The organism is Pseudomonas sp. A6, assembly GCF_052367875.1.
In the GTDB taxonomy this organism is placed as follows: domain Bacteria; phylum Pseudomonadota; class Gammaproteobacteria; order Pseudomonadales; family Pseudomonadaceae; genus Pseudomonas; species Pseudomonas citronellolis.
Window position 1 is genome coordinate 7,219,895 of the sequence record NZ_CP198970.1, and the last position, 15,156, is coordinate 7,235,050.

The following is a 15,156-nucleotide window of genomic DNA, read 5'->3' on the forward strand; positions in this document are numbered from 1 at the left end:
CTCCCAGGAAACACCATTCGCGAGCAAGCTCGCTCCTACGAAAAGCCCCCAGCAGCACAGTTCCCCCTACCCCGCCCGCAACCCCCGCGCCGCGATGAACGCCAGAAACGCCTCCCGGCTCGAATACCGCGGCTGATACCCGAACTCCCGCTTCAACCTCGCATTGTCCAGCACCGGCCGGTAGCGCATGAAATCCACCTGCTCCGGGCCGAAGGGCGCCAGGCCCAGCGGCCGCAGCATGGCCAGCACGCCGCGCAGCAGCGGCGCCGGCAGGGTGCGGTAGGGTTTGCGCAGCAGCCCGGCGATCTCGCGCAGGCTCAGCGCGCCGTCGCCGGCCAGGTTGTAGATGCCCTCGCTGCCCTGCTCCAGGCCCTGGCGGATGATGTTCACCACGTCCTGGTCCCAGATGAACACGAAGCGGCTGCAGCGGCCACTTATCCCCAGCACCGAACGCCCCATGAACAGGTCGGTGACCGGGTTATGCACACCCCGGCCGAGGATGGTGCCGGGGCGCAGCACCAGCTGGCGCAGCTGTGGACAACTCTGCCGCAGGCCGGCCAGCAGCTGTTCGATCTCGTGCTTGTGGCGGGCGTAGAGGAACTGCGACTGGCCGCGCAGGGGCTGGTTCTCGTCGATCAGCTCGGCGTTGTCCGGGTGGAAACCGTAGGCCGCGGCGGAACTGGCCACCACCAGTTGGCCCACCTCGTGCTCCACCGCCGCCTCGAACAGCGCGCGGCTGCCGCCGACCTCGATGGTGTGCAGGCGGGTGGCGGACATCTGCGGCGGCGGATTGACCACCGAGGCCAGGTGCACGATGGCCTGCGGGCGCCACTGCCGCACGCACTCGCGGACCTGCCTGGGGTGGCCTATGTCCAGCTGCACCGGCTCGATGTTCGGCCGCAGGTGCTGCGTCGGCAGGCTGCGCACGTCGGCGGCCACCAGCGTCCAGTCAGCATGCTGGACCGCCAGTTCGTTGAGCAGGTTCTGGCCGATGTGGCCAGCCGCGCCGGTGATCAGGACGCGCATGGGTGCGGCCTCCGCGTTGGGCGATGCGGCAGGGCGTTGCCGCTAGCGAAAGGCCATCAATCACCCATCGCGCCACGCCTGATGATAGACCGGGCCCGGGCAGGTCGCAGCCCGTCGCCACGGGTGCCGCCCATGGGTAGGTGGATCAGCGGCAATCCGCTATTCTCCTGGCTTTGCTTTTTTCCAGGCTTGGCCCATGCGTTGGTTGTTCCTCCCCCTCCTGTTCCTGCTCGGCGGCGGCTGGTCGTTGGCCGATTCGCGCTCGACCGTGGAGGGCTACCAGCTGCAGAACGGCATGGGCGTGCTGTTCAAGCCGACCAGCCAGCGCGGCTCGGTGTCCATCCGCCTGGTGGTGGGCGTCGGCTTCTCCGACTTCACCTGCCATGACCGGCAACTGCCGCACCTGCTGGAACACCTGTTCTTCAGCGGCCTGGACGGCGGCGACGAGGCCGACCTGGAAGCGCGCATGCAGGCCCTGGGCGGCCAGTGGAACGCCTACACCAGCGAGGGCGACACCACCTTCGTCATCGAGGCGCCGGCGGCCACCCAGCGCCAGGTGCTCGACCTGCTGCTGGAAGTGCTCACCCGCACGCAACTGGACAAGGCCAAGGTAGAGGCCACCAAGCAGGTGCTGATCCGCGAGGACGGCGGCCACTACTCGCACCTGCAGCGCTTCCTCGACCACCAGAACACCAGCCGCCCGGGCCAGGAACAGCTGGCCGTGGAACTCGGCCTGGCCTGCGCCGAGCGCCCGCAGGTGGCGCACCTGACCCAGGCCCAGTTGGAGAAGCTGCGCAGCGACTGGTACGTGCCGGCCAACATGACGCTGATCGTGGTCGGCGACCTCGACCCGCGCCTGCCCGCCTACCTCAGCCACACCTTCGGCAGCCTGCCCGACCGGACCACGCCGGAACGCCGCGAACTGCCGGAAATGCAGGGCCCGGCGACGCGCCAGCGGACGCTGGACAGCGGCCTGTTCGGCGAGGGCGCGGTGGTGCACTGGATCTTCCCCGAGCCGGCCGAGGCCGACGGCGCCGCCCTCGACCTGCTGCAGGCCTACCTGAGCGACGCGCTCTATGCCGACCTGCGGGTCCATCGCGAGCTGTCCTACGGGCCCTGGAGCGAGCGCACGTCCTACGCCAACCAGGGCTTCCTCAGCCTCAACGCGGACATCGCCCGGGAAGATGAGGACGCCACCCTGAAGGCCCTGCGCGAGGTGGTGGAGAACATCCGCCAGCACGGCCTGGACGCCCAGCGTTTCGCCCGCATCCAGCGGGTGCAGCGGGCGCAGCTGGCCTGGAGCACGCCGAGCAACGCCAGCCTCGCCGACTACTACTGGGGCGCGCTGGGCGACTACGACGGCAGCCAGTTCCCCAACGAGGACCGGCGCCTGGCCAAGGTCAGCCTGCAACGGGCCAACGACACGGCGCGCCAGCTGTTCAAGGACGAAGGCTACCTGCGCATCGAGAAGCCGCTGCTGGACGACGACATGGTCTACCCGCTGGCCGCCGGCGCGGTGCTGTTGGTGCTGCTGCCGCCGGCGGCACTGTGGCTGTGGTGCCGCCGGCGCAAGCGCTGAGTCTTACAGCGCCAGGCGGCGGATCACCCGGGTGGCGTCGTCCGGGTCGCGCTGGGCGCGGAAGCCCAGTTCCACGGCGAGGTCGCGCATGTCGCGGTCGATGGCCTGGTCGATGCTGTACATCTGGACGAAGCCGTTGCGCCGCGCCACGTCGATCAGGTGGCGCATCAGCGCCTTGCCCAGGCCCCGGCGCTTCCAGTCGTCGGCGGTGGTCAGGGCGCATTCGCACTGGTTCGCGTCCACCTTGGCGTAGCGGCTGATGCCGATTTCGCGCAGTTCGCCGTCGTCGTGCACCAGGGCGACGAACGCCATGTTGTCCTGGTAATCCACGTCCATCAGGCTGTCGAGCAGCGCGTCGCTGATCTTCACTTCGCCGTGGAAACGCAGCTTGCGCGTCATCGGCGACAGGCGTTCGAGGAAGTTGCGCTCCAGTTCGCGGTCTTCCGCGCGCAGCGGGCGAATCAGCACGTGGCTGCCGTCGTCGAGCGTCTCGATCCAGTGGTCATGGCCGCCGGCGGCGAGCGCCGCGGCTTGCTGGTGCAGGGGGGTGGGCATGGCGTTGTCTCCGAGGAGAAGAAGGAAATGTCATTGACCTATCCTTCTCCTGCCGCCCCTGGCCACCCTTGACCGAGGTCAAGGCCGGCCGGGGTTGGCCAGTGGCAAAGCGCCGCAGGCCCTCAGACGCCAGCCAGCGCGCCGCCGGAAGTGGCCGCGCGGCCGCGGCGGCGGAACAGCACCAGGGTGGCGACCAGGCCCAGCAGCGCCGCGCCGCTCAGCCACAGGCCGGGGGCGGCCTTGTTGTCCAGGGCGTGGATGAGCCAGGTGCAGGCCGCCGGGGTGAAGCCGCCGAAGGTGGCGGTGGCCAGGCTGTAGGCCAGGGAGAAGCCGGTGGTGCGCACGTCCGCCGGCATCACCTCGGTCAGCGCCACCACCATGGCGCCGTTGTAGCTGCCGTAGAGGAACGACAGCCACAGCTCCACCGTCAGCAGGCGGGCGAAGCTGGGCTCGGCCACCAGCCAGGACAGCGTCGGGTAGGCGGTCAGCAGCGCCAGCACGGTGGCGGCGAGCAACAGCGGGCGGCGGCCGATGCGGTCGGACAGCGCGCCCATCACCGGCAGCCAGAAGAAGTTCGACAGGCCGATGCACATGGTCACCAGCAGGGCGTCGAAGTCCGACAGGTGCAGCTCGTTCTTGCCGAAGGTCGGGGTGTAGGCGGTGATCAGGTAGAAGGACACAGTGGTCATCACCACCATGGCGGTGCCGGCCAGCACCAGGCCGAAGTTCTGCCCGATGGAGCGCAGCACCTCGCCCAGGCGCGGGTGGTGCTTGCGCTGCTGGAAGGCCTCGGTCTCCTCCAGGGAGCGGCGGATGACGAACAGCGCCGGGACGATCATGCAGCCGACGAAGAAAGGCACGCGCCAGCCCCACTCGCCCATCTCCGCGGGGCTCAGCCAGTGGTTGAGGATGACCCCCAGCAGCCCGGCGAAGACCACCGCCACCTGCTGGCTGGCGGACTGCCAGCTGACGAAGAAGCCACGTTTGCCGGGGGTGGCGATCTCCGCCAGGTACACCGACACGCCGCCCAGCTCGACACCGGCGGAGAAGCCCTGCAGCAGGCGGCCGAGCAGCACCAGCAGCGGCGCCAGCGCGCCAAGGGTGGAATAGCCGGGGACGAAGGCGATCAGCAGGGTGCCCATGGCCATCAGCGCCAGGGTGATGATCAGGCCCTGGCGGCGGCCGTGGCGGTCGATGTAGGCGCCGAGGAAGATGGCCCCCAATGGGCGCATCAGGAAGCCGGCGCCGAAGGTGGCCAGCGACAGCATCAGCGAGGCGAAGGGGTCGTCGCCGGGAAAGAAGGTCTTGGCGATGGCGGTGGCGTAGAAGCCATACACCATGAAGTCGTACATCTCGAGGAAGTTGCCGCTGACCACGCGGAACACGGCCTTGGCCTTGGAATTCTTGGAAGCCATGGGAAACACCATTCTGACGATCACGGGGCCCTTCCCGGATGCGAGCAGGCAGGCAGCGGCCAGGAAGATATTTGTAACCCTATGTGTAAAAACTGCCCGAGATCAAATGAAAAATGGCTGAAAGGCCCGAATTACAAGGGTTTGAAAGGCTGGTGAAAGCTTCGTGACAGCTCGTCGGAAAATTCACAAAAAATCAGCAGACATGGCAAACGCCATTCCTGCCTAGGGATTGCTCGCCTGCAACCGGCGCCCCATTTCCGCTTCCCGTTCCCGCGCCAGCTTCACCTGGAACAGCTTCCATTCGCGCTCGATCACCGCGTAGGGCACGAACACGCTGATGCGCTTGGCGCCCTTGAGCCCCGGGTGCTGCACGCCGCCCCAGGCCGTGCCCTTGTAGCCGATGTTCATGCCCAGCACGCTGCCGTCGGCCGCCACCAGCGGCCCGCCGGACATCCCCTGGGCCAGGGCCGCGTCATGGATGCCGTACAGCTCTTCGTTGGGCTCGTTGAGGTTTCGGTAGGGCACCGGCCACACCCGCCCGCGGGAGCTCACCGGCAGCAGCAGGGTGCTGCTGCCCAGCGCCGTCACCACCTCGCCGTTGCGCGGCGCGCGCCAGTGCGGCAGCGGCCCGTCGGCCTTGCGGCGGATGAACACCAGGTCGCAGCGGGTGCTGCAGGAATAGGCCAGGTCCGACAGATAGGGCACGTGGGCCGCGGTCACCGCATAGTCGGCATTCCACTGCACCGCCGAAGCCACCATCAGCCCCGGCGCCGGCAGGCCGGACAACACGGTGAAATAACGCGAATTGAGCTGGCCATCGACTTCCGGCTTCACCCAGCCGTTGCAGCCGGCCAGCAGGGCGCACAGCGCCAGGCAGCTAACTTTCCCTCTCATTGCGATTTTCCTTAATTTGATTTGAGGAAAATCTAATTTCGATTAAAGGAAAGTTCTTATGGAAAATTAACCCTGTTAAGTGGCGCGAATCCTTAATTAAAAATCCAATTACCTAATTGTTTCTGAAAGAAACTTCAGAAGAATAAGGATATTCAAATATTTTCCGCTTTTGTTAATTAAACGGCCGGGCTTCAGCCGAAGAACCAGTAGCACACGCCGATGGACGCCAGCACCCCGGCAAGGTCCGCCAGCAGGGCGCAACCCACGGCGTGGCGGGCGCGCTGGATGCCCACCGAGCCGAAGTACACCGCCAGCACGTAGAAGGTGGTCTCGGTGCTGCCCTGCACGGTGGCCGCCAGGCGCGCGGCGAAGCTGTCCACGCCCTGGCTCTGCATGGTCTCCAGCAGCATGGCGCGCGCCGCGCTGCCGGAGAACGGCTTGACCAGCGCGGTGGGCAGGGCGTCGACGAAGCGAGTGTCCCAGCCCAGCTGCAGCACGCTCCAGCGGATGCCGCCGAGCACCAGCTCCAGGGCCCCGGAGGCGCGCAGCACGCCGACGGCGCAGAGCATCGCCACCAGGTAGGGCAGCAGGTTCTTGGCCACGTCGAAGCCTTCCTTCGCGCCTTCGACGAAGGTTTCGTACACCGGCACCTTCTTCAGCCAGCCGAGCACCAGGAACGCCACGATCAGGCCGAACAGGGTGAGGTTGCCCAGCAGCGAGGAGAGCTGCGCCAGCGCCGTGGCGGAAAGCCCGGCCAGCAGCGCCATGAAGGCGCCCAGGGCGAGGGCGCCGGGGATCAGGTAGGCGAGCACCAGCGGGTCCCACAGGCGCAGGCGCTGCATGACCGCCACCGAGAGCAGGCCGACCAGGGTCGAGGCGCTGGTGGCCAGGAGGATCGGCAGGAACACCAGGGTCGGGTCGGCCGCGCCCTGCTGCGCGCGGTACATGAAGATGGTCACCGGCAACAGCGTCAGCGACGAGGCGTTGAGCACCAGGAAGAGGATCTGCGCGTTGCTTGCCGTGGTGCTGCTGGGGTTGAGTTCCTGCAGCGCCTTCATCGCCTTGAGGCCGATGGGGGTGGCGGCGTTGTCCAGGCCCAGGCCGTTGGCGGCGAAGTTCAGGGTGATCAGGCCGATGGCCGGGTGCCCGGCCGGCACCTCGGGCATCAGCCGGCGGAACAGCGGGCCCAGCAGCCACGCCAGGCGCTCCACCAGGCCGGCCTTCTCGGCGATGCGCAGGAAGCCCAGCCAGAGCGTCAGGGTGCCGAACAGCAGGACCATGACCTCCACCGACAGCTTGGCCATGGCGAACAGGCTCTCGACCATGGCGGCGAACACGTCGGCCTGGCCGCCGAGCAGCCAGCGCGACAGCGCGGTGACCGCCGCGACCAGGAAAAAGCCGAGCCAGAGGCCGTTGAGCATGGGTATCCCCCCAAGGACGTTGGCCGCGATGATAACGGCGCGCGTCCATCGCTGCCAGAAACGCCAAGGCCCCGGACAGCGCCGGGGCCTTGCTGGTACGGCTTTTCGTAGGAGCGAGCTTGCTCGCGAACGGCTCCGCGGCGGGGCGGGTTCGCGAGCAAGCTCGCTCCTACAGGGGCGGCACAGAGTTAGTGCGCGGTGCTCTGCCGGGCGTCGCTCAGCAGCTCTTCGCCGCGGCCCTGTTCCACCGCCTGCCAGTAGAGCGCGCCCTGCTTGCCGTCGTAGATGCCTTCCCACTTGGAGATCACCAGCACCGCCAGGGCGTTGCCGATGACGTTCAGCGCGGTGCGCGCCATGTCCATGATGCGGTCGACGCCGGCGATGAAGGCCAGGCCTTCCAGGGGAATGCCGACGCTGCCCAGGGTGGCCAGCAGCACCACGAAGGACACGCCCGGCACGCCGGCGATGCCCTTGGAGGTGACCATCAGCGTCAGCACCAGCATCAGCTGCTGGCCGATGGACAGGTCGATGCCGTAGAGCTGGGCGATGAAAATCGCCGCGATGCTCTGGTACAGCGTCGAGCCGTCGAGGTTGAAGGAGTAGCCGGTGGGCACCACGAAGCTGCTCACCGCCTTGGGCGCGCCGTAGGCTTCCATCTTCTCGATGATGCGCGGCAGCACGGTCTCGGAGCTGGCGGTGGAATAGGCCAGGACCAGTTCGTCCTTGAAGATGCGCATCAGCTTGATGATCGAGAAGCCGAACAGCCGCGCCACCAGGCCCAGCACCATGAAGGCGAAGAAGGCGATGGCGAAGTACACCAGCAGCACCAGCTTGGCCAGCGGCAGCAGCGAAGCGAAGCCGAAGCTGGCGACGGTCACGGCGATCAGCGCGAACACCCCGACCGGCGCGTAGAGCATGATCATGTGGGTGACGCGGAACATGGCCTCGGCCACGCCCTGGAACATCTTCACCAGCGGCTCGCGGGTGGGCGCCGGCAGCGACGACAGGCCCAGGCCGAACATCACCGAGAAGAAGATGATCGGCAGCATCTCGCCGCGGGCCATGGCGGCGAAGATGTTCGACGGGATCAGGTTGAGGATGGTCTCGATGAACGCGTGGTGGTGTTCCACTTCCTTGGCGGTCTGCGCGTACTTGGAGATATCCACCGTGCCCAGGGTGCTCATGTCGATGCCGGCGCCGGGCTGGAACAGGTTGGCCAGCACCAGGCCGACGACGATGGCCACCGTGGTGATGATCTCGAAGTAGACGATGGTCTTCAGGCCGATGCGCCCGAGCTTCTTGGCGTCGCCCATGCCGGCGATGCCGACGATCAGCGAGGAGATGACGATCGGTACCACGATCATCTTGATCAGGCGGATGAAGATGTCGCCCGCCGGCTGCAGGATGTTGCTGATCCACCAGGCCTTCTCCGCGCTGAAGTGGTTCAGCACGGTACCCATGGCGATGCCCAGTGCCAGACCGATGACGATCTGCCAGGCGAGGCTGAGCTTGGCTTTGCCCATAGTGTGTTCACCCTTGGTTCTTGTGGAAGTCGGGGGTTTCGCCCGCCGCCGGGATGGCCGGGGTGGCGAAAAAAAGGGCGCATGATTCCCACCCCCCTTCTTCGCGTCTAATGCCGGAAACGGCTACCCCATGCACAATCGGCATGGGGAAAAGCAAATGGAACGGGTGTTCCAGGCCCGCGGGCCATTGCTTTTTTGCATGGGATTGGGCTGAAAAGACCGTGGCGGCCGCTTTTTTCGAACCCTGTGGATGGCAAGCGAGGCCCGGGGAGGCATTCGCTTTCCCTGCCGCGGGTGCGCTGCCGTGACGCAGGCGTGGGGACCTGCAGTTCGCGATGGATGGTCGTCCGGGTGACCAGGCGCGGCGGGGATATTTTAGGGGGCCAGGGGGGTGGGTCGGGGTTGATTGATATCAGGGAAGTTGGAGGTGGGGGGATGGGGCCTTAAGAGCGCCCTCTCCCTAACCCTCTCCCTGAAGGGAGAGGGGACCGTTCGGTGTGCTTGGATGTTCAGGAGTCAGTCGGCAACACCGAAGGTTTCCATTTGAAACCTTCCTTGTCTCGGCACGGACTGCCCCCTCTCCCTTCAGGGCGGGGCGCGCAGCCGAGGGCTGGGGAGAGGGGCCCTTCAAGCTCCACAAGCTCCATAACTGCCACAAGCTCCACAGAAGCCATCGAAGCTCCCCCTCGCAGCCTCACACCCGACCCGGCCCTCATCGGAGGCACTCCCTGTACCCCTGGGTCGCTGCGGGCTCACCACTCCCCCCAGCATCCCGGCCCCCTGGTCATGCGCCATTGCCGGCGCGGATTTCAGTACCAGTTCGCTGCTCGTCGAGCAACTGCTGCATGCCGGCGTCCGGCTCGCCCAGCCAGCGGAAGCTGGCGTGGCGGCTGGGCGACTTGTCCGGCGGCAGGTTTTCCGGCACCTGCACGTAGAGCGCGTAGGCGTCCTTCTTGTTCCAGCTGAAGGCCACGTAGAGGCGGTTGGCCGCGCAGTCGTGGGCCTTGCACAACTCGCCCACCAGGTATTTGTCGCCGTCCTCCTCTTCTACCTGCATGGGGGTGGCGGTGCCGTCCAGGTTCATCACCCAGTCGGGCAGCCGTTCTTCCTTCTTCACCAGGTCCTGCCAGGTCTCGCGGTACTGCAGGTCGCTGTCCAGCAGCTCGTTGAGGCGGTAGATGGCATCGTTGTCGGCCGCCCACCCCTGCCCGGCCGCCAGCAGCGGCAGCGCGAGCAGGAACCGACGCAGCGGGCGCGGCTCAGCCACGGCGCCGCCCGACGAAGAAGGAGATGACGAAGAGCACCAGGAACAGCACGAAGAGAATCTTGGCGATACTGGTCGCGGCGCCGGCGATGCCACCGAAGCCGAGTACCCCGGCGATGATGGCGATGATCAGGAATGTGAGAGCCCAGCTCAGCATGGAATGTCTCCTCTGTCATGGAAAGGCGGTGCGCGCCCCTCAGAACACCCAGCTCACCCGCGAGGTCTGGCGGACCACCGCGGTGCTGGCGGCCTCTTCCGTGATGGCCATTGGTCCGTCCTGCAGCCTGGATGGCTGTCCGAGGAAAGCGCTGGACACAGGTTCCTGCACCGGCGCGGCGGAAGGCTGTGGAGCGACCGGATACCAACGGTCCAGCAGTACGACCACGGCGACGGCCAGCAACAGCAGCCGCCCCAGCGAATCCCCCTTGGCTCCATCAGCGTTCATCGACGTGCTCCTCCCGAAGGACTGGTGATCGGCCGGTGCGGGTGCACCGGGCCTCCCGCAACCTGTCTCGCACGCCGCGTGCCAGGTCGATGACTTTGACTAATCCTTTTGAAAACAACGGCTTGTAAAAATCAGCGGGCCGCCGGCAGCGCGCATCCTGCACGACAGGCCGGTTCCGGCCGTGCGTTTTGCACGGGACCCGGCAGGCCGTTCCCCTTCCCACCCGCTTTCCTTCGCCAGAGGCGCCGATGTCCTTCAGAGATGCGTCTAACTTTCATTGCAACTTGCAAGAAATTTCCTGGACTAAAAGACGCATACGCGAAAGGAATTTCCTACTACGAGGCACCTCGAATGGACCCCATTCCGGAGACGCTTGGCCGAATCCTGCTGGTCGACGACGAACCCGCCATCCTGCGCACCTTCCGCTATTGCCTGGAGGACCAGGGCTACAGCGTGGCCACCGCATCCAGCGCGGCCCAGGCCGAGGCCCTGCTGCAACGCCAGGTCTTCGACCTGTGCTTGCTCGACCTGCGCCTGGGCGAGGACAACGGCCTGGACGTGCTGGCCCAGATGCGCCTGCAGGCGCCCTGGATGCGCGTGGTGATCGTCACCGCGCATTCCGCCGTGGACACCGCCGTGGACGCCATGCAGGCCGGCGCCGCCGACTACCTGGTCAAGCCCTGCAGCCCCGAGCAGCTGCGCCTGGCCGCGGCCAAGCAGCTGGAGGTGCGCCAGCTCACCGCGCGCCTGGAGGCCCTGGAGGGCGCCCAGGCCAGCCAGGCCGAGCAGCTCGAATCCCACAGCCCGGCGATGACCGCGGTGCTGGAGACCGCGCGCCAGGTGGCCGCCACCGACGCCAACATCCTCATCCTCGGCGAATCCGGCTCCGGCAAGGGCGAGCTGGCCCGCGCCATCCACGCCTGGAGCAAGCGCGCGAAGAAATCCTGCGTGACCATCAACTGCCCGTCGCTGAACGCCGAGCTGATGGAAAGCGAGCTGTTCGGCCACAACCGCGGGGCCTTCACCGGCGCCAGCGAGAGCACCCAGGGGCGGATCAGCCAGGCCGATGGCGGCACCCTGTTCCTCGACGAGATCGGCGACTTCCCGCTGCCGCTGCAGGCCAAGCTGCTGCGCTTCATCCAGGACAAGGAATACGAGCGCGTCGGCGACCCGGTGACGCGCCGCGCCGACGTGCGCATCCTCGCCGCCACCAACCGCGACCTGGCCGGCATGGTGGCCCAGGGGGCGTTCCGCGAGGACCTGCTGTACCGCCTCAACGTCATCGTCCTCAACCTGCCGCCGCTGCGCGAGCGCGCCGAGGACATCCAGGGCCTGGCCGAGCGCTTCCTCGCCCGCTTCGTCAAGGACTACGGGCGCCCGGCCCGCGGCTTCAGCCCGGCCTCGGCCGCGCTGCTGCGGCAGTACGCCTGGCCGGGCAACGTGCGCGAGCTGCGCAACGTGATCGAGCGCGTCAGCATCATCTGCAACCAGGAACTGGTGGAGCCCGAGCACCTGGGGCTCGGCGAGCAGAGCGGCGCCGCCGTCGTGCCGCGGGTCGGCGAGGCGCTGAGCCTGGAGGAGCTGGAGAAGGCCCACATCGCCTCGGTGATGGCCAGCGCCCCGACCCTCGACCAGGCGGCGAAGATCCTCGGCATCGACGCCTCCACCCTGTACCGCAAGCGCAAGCAGTACAACCTGTGAGGCGCGCGCTGACCCTGCGCTCGCGGATGTTCCTGAGCATCTCGGCGCTGATCACCCTGGCCCTGATCGGCCTGCTGCTGGGGGTGTTCAGCGTGATGCTGATGGGCCGCGAGCAGGAACGGCTGATCTCGCACAACTTCGCCACCATCGCCAGCAGCCAGCAGTTGCGCCAGTCCCTGGACGACCAGCTGGCCCAACTGCTCAGCGACAGCCCCGACGCGCAGCGCCTGGTGCTGCTGCGCGAGCAGTTCGACCGCTACCTCGCCGAAGGCCGGGCGAAAGCCGCCAGCGACGTCGAACGCACCCTCTACGAGCGCATCGACCAGGCCAACCAGGAGTTCCAGGGCCAGGTCAGCTCCTCCGGCAGCAACCGCTGGAGCCTGGTGGTGGAGAGCGACTTCAGCCGCACCTTCACCTCCCTGCACCAGTACCTGCTGGCGCTGCACAACCACGCCATCCAGACCATCAGCGACGCGGAGCGCAGCTCGCGCCGCCACGCCTGGCTGATCGCCAGCCTGCTGGGGCTGGTGGGCGTGGCCATGCTGGTGATCGGCTTCGTCACCGCCCACGGCATCGCCCGCCGCTTCGGCGCGCCCATCGAGGCCCTGGCGCAGGCCGCCGACCGCATCGGCAAGGGCGACTTCGAGGTCAGCCTGCCGGTCTCGCGGGAAGCCGAGATGGCCTCGCTGAGCCGGCGTTTCGGCCTGATGGCCCAGGCCCTGGCCGAGTACAAGGCGACCAACATCGAGGCGGTGCTGGCCGGCCAGCGGCGCCTGCAGGCAGTGCTCGACAGCATCGACGACGGCCTGGTGATCATCGACCGGCGCAGCCGCATCGAGCACGCCAACCCGGTGGCCAGCCGCCAGCTGTTCTCCCAGGCCGACCCCCATGGCCAGCTGCTGGGCGAGCTGATCGACAACCAGGAGCTGCTGCAGGCCACCGGCCTGGTGCTGCAGGGCGAGTCGATGGGCGACGATACGCCCCAGGACCTGCAGGTCGAGATCGGCGGCGAGAACCGCCTGCTGGCCTGGACCCTGGCCCCGGTCACCCACGACGACGGGCGCAGCATGGGCGCGGTGCTGGTGCTGCGCGACGTCACCGAACTGCGCGCCTTCGAGCGGGTGCGCAGCGAATTCGTGCTGCGCGCGTCCCACGAGCTGCGCACCCCGGTCACCGGCCTGCACATGGCCTTCGCCCTGCTGCGCGAACGCCTGGCGCTGCCCGAGGGCAGCCGCGAGCGCGAGCTGGCCGATACCGTGGACGAGGAAATGCGGCGCCTGGTGCGGCTGATCGACGACCTGCTGAACTTCTCCCGCTACCAGGACGGCCAGCAGAAGCTCGACCGCCAGCCCTGTGCGGTGGACGAACTGCTGGAGCAGGCGCGCCAGCGCTTCCTCGCCCGCGCCCAGGCCGAGGGCATCGGCCTGGGGATGGTGCTGGAGGACCAGTTGCCGGTCCTCAGCGTCGACCGCCTGCGCCTGGAGCGCGTGCTGGACAACCTGCTGGGCAACGCCCTGCGCCACACCCCGAAGGGCGGCAGCGTGCAGCTGCTCGCCCAGCGCCAGAGCCAATGGGTGATGCTGGCGGTGGAGGACTCCGGCGAGGGCATCGCCTACAGCCAGCAGGCGCGCATCTTCGAGCCCTTCGTGCAGGTGGGCCGGCGCAGCGGCGGCGCCGGCCTGGGCCTGGCCCTGTGCAAGGAAATCGTGCAACTGCATGGCGGGCGCATCGGCGTGCGCTCGCAGCCCGGCCAGGGCACGCGCATCTACATGCTGCTGCCGGTCTGAACCTTCGGCGCAACCATGGAGGTGGGCACCGCCAGCAGCAGCGCGGCGGTCTCCAGGTCCGGCACGCCGTCGAAGCGCGCCGGCCGGTAGCGCATCTGGAAGGCGGCGATGACGTTGCGCGTCGCTTCGTCCAGCTGGCCATCGAGCGGCACCGCGTAGCCATGCCGCGCCAACTGCTGCTGGAACCAGCCGGGCGCCGGCAGCTGGCCGTTCAGCTCGGCCAGGCGATGCGCCAGGTCGCCGGGCTGCGGCCAGGGGATCAGGCCGGCGTCGGCCAGGCGCTTCCAGGGGAAGGCCGGGCCCGGGTCGACCTTGCGCTGCGGGGCGATGTCGCTGTGCCCGAGGATGTGCTCGGCGGTGATGCCCTGGCGCTTGACGATGTCCTTCAGCAGCAGGATGAGAGCGTCGATCTGGCCCTGTGGATAAGGTGCCCACACCCGCCCTTCGGGGGTTTCGCGGTAGCCCGGGTTGACCAGCTCGATGCCGATCGAGGTGGAGTTCAGCCAGGTCCGTCCCTGCCACTCGCTCTGCCCGGCGTGCCAGGCGCGGCGGTTCTCGTCCACCAGCTGGTAGATGGTCGGCGGGTTGGCGCCGATCAGGTAGTGGGCGCTGACCTCGCCGCGGGTGAGCAGCTGCAGCGAGCGCGGAAGGTCGGCCGAGGTGTAGTGGATGATGACGTACTGGACACGGCTGTCCTGGTTGCGCGAGGGGTGCTCGCGGTCGATTTCCAGGCCGCCCCGGCCGGCGCAGGCGGCCAGCAGCAGGGTGGCGAACATCAGGCACAGGTGGCGCATGGTGGCTCCACGGTCATCCGACGATGTGCAGCACGCTACGCAGGTTCTGCAGCAGCATGTTGACGCTGAGCATGATCAGCAGCATGCCGGCCAGGCGCTCCACGGCGGTGAGCCCGCGCGGGCCGAGGAAGCGCTGCAGCAAGGAAGCCTGCAGCAGGATCAGCGCGGTCGCGGCCCAGGCCAGGATCACCGCCAGGTACAGCTCCCATAGCGGACCAGTGTAGGTGGTGCGCAGGGTGATCAGCATGGCCAGCGCCGAGGGCCCGGCCACCGCCGGGGTGGCCAGGGGCACCAGCAGCGGCTCGCTGTCGGGCATGTCGCCGAGCACGCCCTGGGGCGTGGGGAAGATCAGGCGCATGGCGACCACGAAGAGGATGATGCCGCCGGCGATCCCGGTGGCCTCCTTCGACAGGCCCAGGCCGGTGAGGATGTGCTCGCCCAGGGTGAGGAACAGCAGCAGCAGGCCGAGGGCGAACAGCAGTTCGCGCAGCGCCACCTTGAGCCGACGTTCGGCCGGCACCGACTTGAGGGCGGCGAGGAACACCGCGATGTTGCCGAAGGGGTCGGTGATCAGGAAGATCAGGACGGCGACGCCGAGCATGTGGATAACTCCAGGACAGAACGACCGGCGCCTGGACGCCGGGCAGAAAGCCGTCCCTGTGGATGAATCAGCCGGGGACGCGACGGCCGTGGGCGCCTGTGCATAACTTCACGGCAGGCGCCGCGCGGGTGTGGATGTTGGTTTATCCACA

The 15,156-nt window shown here is 67.7% G+C and carries 14 protein-coding genes; 3 read left to right on the top strand and 11 right to left on the bottom strand.

From position 1 onward, the window contains the following. Nucleotides 1-66: 66 nt before the first annotated feature. Entirely contained in the window at nucleotides 67-1,026 is a 960-nt protein-coding gene (locus ACTWJ5_RS31765; protein ID WP_444437221.1) for an NAD-dependent epimerase/dehydratase family protein, read from the bottom strand. 196 nt (nucleotides 1,027-1,222) lie between these two features. On the opposite strand from ACTWJ5_RS31765, the gene ACTWJ5_RS31770 reads away from it, so the two are divergent. Beyond that, nucleotides 1,223-2,605 (top strand): M16 family metallopeptidase, encoded by a 1,383-nt coding sequence (locus ACTWJ5_RS31770; RefSeq protein WP_116425815.1) that lies wholly within the window; start codon nucleotides 1,223-1,225, stop codon nucleotides 2,603-2,605. A gap of 3 nt (nucleotides 2,606-2,608) precedes the next feature. Here the strand turns inward: ACTWJ5_RS31770 and ACTWJ5_RS31775 are convergent, their stop codons facing one another. The 8 genes from ACTWJ5_RS31775 to ACTWJ5_RS31810 form a co-directional block, all read right to left on the bottom strand. Further along, a complete protein-coding gene (locus ACTWJ5_RS31775) occupies nucleotides 2,609-3,160 on the bottom strand; it encodes a GNAT family N-acetyltransferase (RefSeq protein WP_074980745.1) in 552 nt (183 codons plus the stop codon). A gap of 122 nt (nucleotides 3,161-3,282) precedes the next feature. After that, a complete protein-coding gene (locus ACTWJ5_RS31780; protein WP_253390949.1) occupies nucleotides 3,283-4,575 on the bottom strand; it encodes an MFS transporter in 1,293 nt (430 codons plus the stop codon). 222 nt (nucleotides 4,576-4,797) lie between these two features. Continuing rightward, on the bottom strand, nucleotides 4,798-5,469 hold the full coding sequence (locus tag ACTWJ5_RS31785; protein WP_253390950.1) for a S1C family serine protease: 672 nt from the start codon (nucleotides 5,467-5,469) through the stop codon (nucleotides 4,798-4,800). Nucleotides 5,470-5,660: 191 nt separating this feature from the next. Next, a complete protein-coding gene (locus ACTWJ5_RS31790) occupies nucleotides 5,661-6,890 on the bottom strand; it encodes a nucleoside recognition domain-containing protein (protein ID WP_249918315.1) in 1,230 nt (409 codons plus the stop codon). A 188-nt stretch (nucleotides 6,891-7,078) separates the two neighbouring features. Next, nucleotides 7,079-8,413: a glutamate/aspartate:proton symporter GltP gene (gltP, locus tag ACTWJ5_RS31795; RefSeq protein WP_069862885.1), complete on the bottom strand. Its 1,335-nt coding sequence runs from the start codon at nucleotides 8,411-8,413 to the stop codon at nucleotides 7,079-7,081. 784 nt (nucleotides 8,414-9,197) lie between these two features. Then, on the bottom strand, nucleotides 9,198-9,680 hold the full coding sequence (locus ACTWJ5_RS31800) for an inhibitor of vertebrate lysozyme family protein (protein ID WP_444437222.1): 483 nt from the start codon (nucleotides 9,678-9,680) through the stop codon (nucleotides 9,198-9,200). Continuing rightward, entirely contained in the window at nucleotides 9,673-9,834 is a 162-nt protein-coding gene (locus ACTWJ5_RS31805) for a DUF1328 domain-containing protein (RefSeq protein WP_009614390.1), read from the bottom strand. Before ACTWJ5_RS31805 ends, ACTWJ5_RS31800 begins: the two co-directional genes overlap by 8 nt. A gap of 39 nt (nucleotides 9,835-9,873) precedes the next feature. Further along, nucleotides 9,874-10,122 (bottom strand): hypothetical protein, encoded by a 249-nt coding sequence (locus ACTWJ5_RS31810; RefSeq protein ID WP_116425821.1) that lies wholly within the window; start codon nucleotides 10,120-10,122, stop codon nucleotides 9,874-9,876. Between the two features lie 351 nt (nucleotides 10,123-10,473). Here ACTWJ5_RS31810 and algB point away from each other — a divergent pair, with 351 nt between their 5' ends. Further along, nucleotides 10,474-11,823 (top strand): sigma-54-dependent response regulator transcription factor AlgB, encoded by a 1,350-nt coding sequence (gene algB, locus ACTWJ5_RS31815; protein WP_444437223.1) that lies wholly within the window; start codon nucleotides 10,474-10,476, stop codon nucleotides 11,821-11,823. Then, nucleotides 11,820-13,610: an ATP-binding protein gene (locus tag ACTWJ5_RS31820; protein ID WP_261747292.1), complete on the top strand. Its 1,791-nt coding sequence runs from the start codon at nucleotides 11,820-11,822 to the stop codon at nucleotides 13,608-13,610. The genes algB and ACTWJ5_RS31820 overlap by 4 nt, the downstream gene beginning before the upstream one ends. Here the strand turns inward: ACTWJ5_RS31820 and ACTWJ5_RS31825 are convergent. Together ACTWJ5_RS31825 and ACTWJ5_RS31830 are read right to left on the bottom strand one after the other, a co-directional pair. Next, complete coding sequence (locus tag ACTWJ5_RS31825; RefSeq protein WP_444437224.1) at nucleotides 13,589-14,404, bottom strand: N-acetylmuramoyl-L-alanine amidase; 816 nt, start codon at nucleotides 14,402-14,404, stop codon at nucleotides 13,589-13,591. The genes ACTWJ5_RS31820 and ACTWJ5_RS31825 overlap by 22 nt on opposite strands. 13 nt (nucleotides 14,405-14,417) lie before the next feature. Continuing rightward, nucleotides 14,418-15,011 carry a MarC family protein gene (locus tag ACTWJ5_RS31830; protein ID WP_444439697.1) on the bottom strand — a complete coding sequence of 198 codons (594 nt, stop codon included), beginning with the start codon at nucleotides 15,009-15,011 and terminating at the stop codon, nucleotides 14,418-14,420. Between the last annotated feature and the right edge of the window lie 145 nt (nucleotides 15,012-15,156).

What these genes read in the sequence shown, in the direction of transcription:
- ACTWJ5_RS31790 (WP_249918315.1), bottom strand. Translation starts at nt 6,890, where the DNA reads ATGCTCAACGGCCTCTGGCTCGGCTTTTTCCTGGTCGCGGCGGTCACC.
- algB (WP_444437223.1), top strand. Translation starts at nt 10,474, where the DNA reads ATGGACCCCATTCCGGAGACGCTTGGCCGAATCCTGCTGGTCGACGAC.
- ACTWJ5_RS31765 (WP_444437221.1), bottom strand. Translation starts at nt 1,026, where the DNA reads ATGCGCGTCCTGATCACCGGCGCGGCTGGCCACATCGGCCAGAACCTG.
- gltP (WP_069862885.1), bottom strand. Translation starts at nt 8,413, where the DNA reads ATGGGCAAAGCCAAGCTCAGCCTCGCCTGGCAGATCGTCATCGGTCTG.
- ACTWJ5_RS31775 (WP_074980745.1), bottom strand. Translation starts at nt 3,160, where the DNA reads ATGCCCACCCCCCTGCACCAGCAAGCCGCGGCGCTCGCCGCCGGCGGC.
- ACTWJ5_RS31805 (WP_009614390.1), bottom strand. Translation starts at nt 9,834, where the DNA reads ATGCTGAGCTGGGCTCTCACATTCCTGATCATCGCCATCATCGCCGGG.
- ACTWJ5_RS31780 (WP_253390949.1), bottom strand. Translation starts at nt 4,575, where the DNA reads ATGGCTTCCAAGAATTCCAAGGCCAAGGCCGTGTTCCGCGTGGTCAGC.
- ACTWJ5_RS31825 (WP_444437224.1), bottom strand. Translation starts at nt 14,404, where the DNA reads ATGCGCCACCTGTGCCTGATGTTCGCCACCCTGCTGCTGGCCGCCTGC.
- ACTWJ5_RS31770 (WP_116425815.1), top strand. Translation starts at nt 1,223, where the DNA reads ATGCGTTGGTTGTTCCTCCCCCTCCTGTTCCTGCTCGGCGGCGGCTGG.
- ACTWJ5_RS31785 (WP_253390950.1), bottom strand. Translation starts at nt 5,469, where the DNA reads ATGAGAGGGAAAGTTAGCTGCCTGGCGCTGTGCGCCCTGCTGGCCGGC.
- ACTWJ5_RS31810 (WP_116425821.1), bottom strand. Translation starts at nt 10,122, where the DNA reads ATGAACGCTGATGGAGCCAAGGGGGATTCGCTGGGGCGGCTGCTGTTG.